This window comes from Brucella oryzae, assembly GCF_041929965.1.
Taxonomy (GTDB): domain Bacteria; phylum Pseudomonadota; class Alphaproteobacteria; order Rhizobiales; family Rhizobiaceae; genus Brucella; species Brucella oryzae.
Genome location: NZ_JBHEEO010000045.1, coordinates 1 through 7206, shown reverse-complemented (window position 1 = coordinate 7206; position 7206 = coordinate 1). Strand labels below are relative to the sequence as shown.

The following is a 7206-nucleotide window of genomic DNA, read 5'->3' as shown; positions in this document are numbered from 1 at the left end:
CATCGGCAGATAGTTTGAATCAGAAACGAACTGATTTGCAAAGCCATCCAATTCATTCAGATAGAGAAACGCTCTAATCATAAGCGCCGCACCTCGTAAGAATTGGAAAATGAGATGATCCCACCGGACCCTCGCATTCTGAAGGTCTGGAGTCAGAAGGTCGAAGTAAACGTAAAAACGGTCACAGAAGCTCCAGACCAACTCGCTCAAGCGCGTGTTCGACCGACTGCGTGAAGAATGCACCATCATGTTGCAACCAGGCATATTTATTCTTCTGTCAATGAGCGCTTAAAAGAGTCGATGATTGGCCTGGCGAGATAATCAAGGAATGTACGCTCTCCGGCATCAATGTGAATCTCAACAGGCATGCCCGCGTATATCCGCTCACTATTGATCGTATTGGAAGCCGATTCTGAGATTCTTATTCGGGCGCGATAATAAGCCTCCTGGGTTGCTGGATCAGTGATGCGGTCTGCCGATATATAAATAACTGAACCTTCCAACTCAGGTGTAAGCCTCGCATTGAGTGCCGTCAGGCGCAAACGTGCGGGCTGGCCAATCCATAGAGCATCAATTTCCTGAAGCGGGACACGGGCTTCAACAACCGGACGCTCAGTGGTTGGCAACAACTCAATTAACTTTTCACCGGGCGCAATAACACTTCCTGCCCCGCCATACGCCATCGATATAATTATGCCATCTGTGGGCGTCTTTATCACCGTACGGTCTAACACGGACAAGGCAGCGTTCAGTTGCTCTTCGGCATCCGCAAGCTGGATACGTATTTCGTTTAAACTGGACACCGATTGTTCGACGCGCTGAGTTCTTATTCGCTCAATCTGCTCCCGTGCTTCAATGACTTGTGTCACATTCGCGGCCAGCTGAGCTTCGATTGCACCGCCCTGCCCTGTCAGATCGGTCTTGTTTCTCTGAATCTGGGTGTACTCAAAAATATTTGTCAGCCCCTGATCGACCAGCCTTTTCTTCCGATCCAGCTCGATCTGTATAATTTTTAATTGTTTATCGACTGCTTCTTTCTGAGCTGCCAACCCAATCGCCGCTTTATTAAGTGCGATAACACGCTGGCGAAGAATATCCTGCTCCGAAATATAGCGCGCAAATCTTGCGTCGAATTCCTTCTGCTGTTCCGCAATCATATCTGCAACGTCACTCAGATGCGGTGTAAACTGATCTGCTGTTGGCAGGAGCAGGCTTGTAGCACCGTCACGCTCGGCGGCAAGGCGTAACAGACTGGCTTTAAGAGACACGATCTTTTTGCTCAGTCTATTAACATTCGTTCGAACCTCCGTGGGATCCAGGGTATACAAAACGGTGCCAGCTTTGACATAGTCCCCTTCACGTACATGGACCTTCTTGATCAATCCGCCTTCGAGATGTTGTATCAAAATATTATGATGTACCGCTGCTATTTTCCCTTGAGCAATGACAGCGCGCGCCAACGGCATCGTCGCCGCCCAAATAGCAAAGCCGCAAATTAGGAAAACGACCAACAAATAGCCGAACAACGATAGTCTGCTACGGTTGGATTGAAGCCGATCAGCCCAATTCGAACTTAGATTAGTCATTATCGCGACCATGCGAAGTTGGGCGAGTTCTCCAACTCGTCGCAAACCTTGCCGTTCTTTCCTGCAAATAAGATGATTGCAGCGAACCTTTGATCTCCTGCTGTGGCATTCGTAAAACTTCTTCTGGAGTGCCGAAGTTGACGATAGCCCCGTCACGCAGGAGGAGAACCCGGTCACAGGTGCCAGCGATCGACATCCGATGTGTGATTAATATAACGGTTATTCCATCGTCGCGCGCATCTGCCAGAGCCCGTTCGAGTGACGCTTCTCCTTCGCTGTCGAGATTGGCGTTCGCCTCATCGAGAACAAGTATTCTCGGATTACCATAAAAGGCTCTTGCCAGGCCAATCCGCTGTCGTTCCCCCCCTGATAGCACCGATGCTTTGCCTATCCGCGTCTGGTAACCATCATTCAAGCTGAGAATAAGTTTATGCGCTTGCGCACGACAGGCCGCAGATACGATGCTGTCATTTGTCGCTCGCGGGTCGAAGCGCGCAATGTTTTCGGCAATCGTTCCGGGTAAAAGCTGTATTTCTTGCGCAAGGTAACCGATTGTTTCACCGAGTTGAGCTTTGTCCCATGTTTTCCTGTCAGCATCATCGACACAAATCGAACCACATGTCGGAGCTAATGCCCCCACCAGTAGGCGCGCCAAGCTTGACTTGCCTGCGCCACTCGACCCTATCAATGCAATTCTTTCACCGGCGCGGATATCGAAGCTAACGCCTTTTATAATTGCCTCGGCTTCGGGGCCTTTCCCCGGGCGAGCATACACAAGATTGCGAACCGAAATCGTACCTTTGGGATCAGGAAAAAGAACTTTCTTTTCCCTGCCCTTTGAATATGACGAGAGTGAAGCCTGCAACTGCTCCCACGCCTTCAAAGCTTCAAACGTCTGCTTCCAGCCTCCGATCAGTTGATCAAGGGGCTGGAGTGCCCGTCCGGATATGAGGGAAGAGGCAAAAATCATTCCTGCTGTCATCTGGTTTTGCAGAACAAGCCATGCTCCCACTGCCAGTGTCGCCATTTGCAGAAGTATACGCACGAACCGGGATATGCCTCCGAAACAAGTATTAATGGAAGCTGCTCGATTTTGAACAATTAACGATGTCGCAAAAGCATTGCCCCAGACCTGGACGGCGTGTCGTTCCATACCCATTGAACGGACGGTGTCCTTATTCTGAATGAAAGCCCGAGCGACTTGATTGGCAACGGCTGCCTGCTCGGTATTCTGTCCACTCAAACGCGAGAGCCCGATCTGATTGACCATCGCTATTGTCAGCAGGACGATAGCTCCACCGATTGTCAGCCAGCATAACACGGGATGGATGAAATAGAGCACAACCAGAAAGAGTGGTGCGAATGGCAAATCAAAGAGGTTCAGCAATCCTTTTGAAGCTATGAATGCCCTGACTTTGCCCAAGTTGCGCAAGGGTTGAATGTCAGCGGCTTCCACATGCCTTTCGTCCAGTGCAGCTTCAAAGGCCGCCCCTCCCAGTTTCTTGTCGATGTCCGTCGCTATATGTTGCGCATAAAGCGAGCGAACGATGTCCAGAAATGAAAGGCAGCACAATGCCAATACTGCGATGACGCTCAAATATAGAAGTGTGCTGCTATTCGCGGTTGGAAGTACGCGATCATAGACCTGAAGCATAAACAGCGGTGAAGTTAGCAGCAGCACGTTAACGATAAAGGAGAATACACCAACATCAATCACACCGCGCCAATGAATGAGCCGCAAATCCAAACCCTTCACACATCCCCCACAACGAGCAGCAAAACTGATCAATCTGTCACATCAAATCAAATCCATCTGAAGTTGAATAAATGCATTAAGGAATGAGCTGTCAATCAATATGCTGCATATTTATATTAGCTAGAAGGAATATTATAGAGGATTCTCAATCAAAGTATGCAATATTAGTTATATATAATATTATTATTATTTATTTCATAGACACGTATAAGTTGACATTTTTATTCGCCCTATCGTACCCATGTCTCTGGCACTGGGGGCATTGATGCAAAACACGTTTGTGACTGTAAGTTTCGTATCGAACGACACAATCCAAATCCGCATGGAGTTGGGTAACGTGATCGACTCGAAACTGGAAATTGCCGATGTGCCGCAAGGATGGAGCGGCTATCACGCCGTCGAATGGACAGAAAACGGTTCCGTTTATAAGCAGCATGACGGCAGATATGTGGGCGAGCACGGCGAATACTTCATGCCGTTCGACATTTTTGAAGCTTCCTCTATCGCCGACCTCTTCGTAACCACAAATGGTATTCCTGGAAGCGCTTTTGCAGATCAGATTGCAAATTGGTCTATAGCGATCAACGGGCAATCCGTTTCTATCGAACAGCTTTCCCGAAAAGCCAGCATAATCGACATGGCACAAGTTCGCGACGATCCGCGGCTTGCCAGTGACTTTCAGGAAGGCGCGTATAACAACAATACAGCCTACAAAACTGTTCAGAACGTGTTTATCAAGCTCTCGGCGCCCATACCGGAAGGGGCTGCCGTCAGCATTGATCTGAACGATGCTGATTTTACAACAGTTCATAGCCCTTTTAGTCCAGAGAGCATTGTATCCGAGGCAATTCACGTCAATTTAACGGGCTTCGACCCCGATGACATTGTCAAGTTCGCCACTTTGTCGAGCTGGAATGGCGTATCAATTGGCCAGAATGGAGCGATGGCTTCCAATGCGCAACTGTACGATGAGGCTCCCAGATATAAAGTTATCGATGTTGCAACGAACACAATTGTCAAAACCGGCACTGCGTTTGTCGTTCAGTCGTACGACCCCTTAAGCAATTCCCCAAACCGTGAGGGAACCGAAGTCTGGAAGATGGACTTTTCCGATATCACGGACGAAGGAACATACACTGTGCTCGTCGAAGACATCGGGATTTCTCAGAGTTTTGCTATTTCTCACGACCATTGGGCACAGATTTTTGACGTTGCACTCAGCGGCTTCTATCACCAGCGCAGTGGTATCGCTCTTGAAGGCGAGTATACAGGCTGGACCCGTCCGGCCTCGCTGCACACAGAAGGCGGCACGAAAGTTACTGTTTATCAGTCAACCTATGCTCCGGACGTAAGCCGGGACAATGATCCGGACCTGCCTAGTCGCTTCAGTGAACTGGTGTCTCATGCCACCACAACAGTGCTTGAAGGCGCATGGGGAGGATGGCACGATGCGGGTGATTGGGACCGGCGTATTCAACATGTTGAAGCTGCGCGCAAGCTGATTGAGATCGCTGAATTATCTCCAGACTTCGCGAACAACCGCCAAGCATCAATTCCAGAAAATGCGAATGGAATTCCTGACGTCGTTGACGAAGCAATGTGGACACTGGATTTTTTCCGTCGAATACAACAGGCGGATGGTGGCGTCTCCTATGGCGTCGAAGGGGCTAATCTGCCCAGCTGGGGCGATGCTTCTTGGGCTGCAGATGATGTGGTCCTATATGCATTCGCACCGACAAAATGGTCGAGTTGGGAATATGCGGCAAGTGCAGCCAAACTTGGCAATATCTTGAAGCAGTACGATCCATCTCAAGTTACCCTTTGGCAGAACAGCGCAACTGCGGCAATGCAATGGGCCGAACAGGCGGCATTGACGGGCTCTCCCCTTACTGCTGAAGAAACCAATTCCCGTAACCTGGCCGCTGCAGAATTGTTCCGGCTGACCGAAGACATACAGTGGGACAGTATCTACCAGCAAACTTCCATATATAATTCAGCTACATATGGACGAAGCCAACTCGAAGCTGCTTATGTTTATTCACAAATAGCTGGCAGCAAGAATGAGCATCTTAACGATAACGGCGTTGCAGCAATCCTGCATGAAGCCGACTATGTTTATAACAACAATCCGCAAAACCCGTTCGGATACACATATTCTTACGACGGCACAAATTTTGGAATGGCGGGAACACAGTCACGTATTGCTGCTCAGGTTTTTGTCCGCGCTTATGAACTCTCCGGGGATGACAGGTTCTTGAGCCGCCTTCTGGAAGACGTTCAGTATACATTGGGTTCAAACCCACTGAACCAAGCGTATCTGACAGGCCTTGGCGTCCGTCAGCCCAACGAGATTCTGAATTTCGATGCAGAAGCCCTCGGCGGCACGCCGCCACCCGGCTTGCTGATTTATGGCGACTATGACGTCGAGTCATGGTGGAGCGATCCACACTTGCAAAACTCAGTATGGCCGGGACTCGAATTCATACCACTTTCTGAATCCTATCAAGCCGACTTCCACCATTATATGTCGTCTGAATACACAGTTTGGCAAGGTATGGCCGACTTCACTTATATTGTCGGATATCTGGCTGGTCTTCAGAACGACAATAATGGAGGCACACCCAATCCGGGTGGCAATCAGGGCAATATAGGTGGATCGTATGGCGGCTATTTTAGCGGAACAAGCCAAAATGATACGCTTACATATCATGGAGGGAGCAATAATTATGCGGACGGAGGAGCAGGAGTCGATTGGCTCATCTTCTCCGGCAATATTGCGGAATACACAATCCTCGGAGAAGGAAACCACTTCACGATACGTGGCGCGGCAACCACCGATCATATCCAGTTTACAAATTTTGAATATTTATCTTTCGCCGACGCAAAGAATGTATCGCTGGCGGAAGTACCAAACTATTCGGGGCACCAACCTGGGGCATATTGGCAAACAGCTCTGAATATTGGAAATCTCGTTCCGAAAGTCACATTCATTGGCAGCTCCAATGGCTATTTCGGCGGTTCCGATCACAATGATCAGCTCAATTTTTTGGGTGGAACTTATAACTATGCCAACGGAGGGGAAGGAATCGACTGGATTGTGTTCTCCGGCAACATCGCGGACTACACCATTCTCGGTGAAGGCAACCACTTTACGATCCGTGGCGCGGCAACCACCGATCATATCCAATTCACAAATTTCGAATATCTTTCCTTCGCAGATGTGAAGAATGTCTCCCTTGCCGATCTCGTGGTGAATTCTGGCCAACCAGCAGGTTCCTACTGGCCTACAGCAGTAAACGTATCAAGTCTAATCCCGGGCAATTCAGCATTCGCACACGATGTATCCAGTGCGCTGGATACACTTTATTTTGCTGAATCTTATAATGAAAAGATTATCTCCTTATCAGAAAATATTTCACATACCTCTTCCAATAATATTGTTCGGGGCTCCTACAATGATCGAAATTATAACGCGGTAGCACTCCAGCCTTCGTTCAACTCCGATAATAGTTTCGACTATGCGATATTCGATGAAGCAACAGATATAGCAATATTTCCTACTATGCAGGCGTTCTCCGCGTCCACAGATGACATCTGGTACGATCCCGAGCAGATTGGCGGGCTTCTATGAAAACACAGCTTTTATAGCGTCTTACAAGGCTTACGCATGAATTTCCGACAGCTCGCCAAGCCGAAGACTCTGTATTTTCGCTATGCCAGGGAAGAGTGATTGTTCCGCCTGTTCGCAGCTCCGTTTCGTTTCAAAGGGAAAGCCATCAAGTTAACCGTGAGCGCGACGAACATCCCACCTTTTCTTTTGTGAATGATGCCGCGAGATAAGCTCCTTCATTGATAGGAGCGGAC

The 7206-nt window shown here is 48.8% G+C and carries 4 protein-coding genes; 1 reads left to right on the top strand and 3 read right to left on the bottom strand.

Annotated elements, in window-relative coordinates:
- The 3 genes from JNC70_RS22450 to JNC70_RS22440 all read right to left on the bottom strand — a co-directional run.
- A partial coding sequence (locus tag JNC70_RS22450; RefSeq protein WP_374789027.1) for a hypothetical protein occupies positions 1 to 210 on the bottom strand: 210 nt, incomplete at its 3' end.
- A 56-nt stretch (positions 211 to 266) separates the two neighbouring features.
- Positions 267 to 1526 carry an HlyD family type I secretion periplasmic adaptor subunit gene (locus JNC70_RS22445; protein ID WP_167394104.1) on the bottom strand — a complete coding sequence of 420 codons (1260 nt, stop codon included), beginning with the start codon at positions 1524 to 1526 and terminating at the stop codon, positions 267 to 269.
- A 52-nt stretch (positions 1527 to 1578) separates the two neighbouring features.
- Complete coding sequence (locus JNC70_RS22440) at positions 1579 to 3342, bottom strand: type I secretion system permease/ATPase (RefSeq protein WP_167394105.1); 1764 nt, start codon at positions 3340 to 3342, stop codon at positions 1579 to 1581.
- Between the two features lie 265 nt (positions 3343 to 3607).
- On the opposite strand from JNC70_RS22440, the gene JNC70_RS22435 reads away from it, so the two are divergent.
- Positions 3608 to 6973 (top strand): glycoside hydrolase family 9 protein, encoded by a 3366-nt coding sequence (locus tag JNC70_RS22435; protein ID WP_374789025.1) that lies wholly within the window; start codon positions 3608 to 3610, stop codon positions 6971 to 6973.
- Positions 6974 to 7206 lie beyond the last annotated feature (233 nt).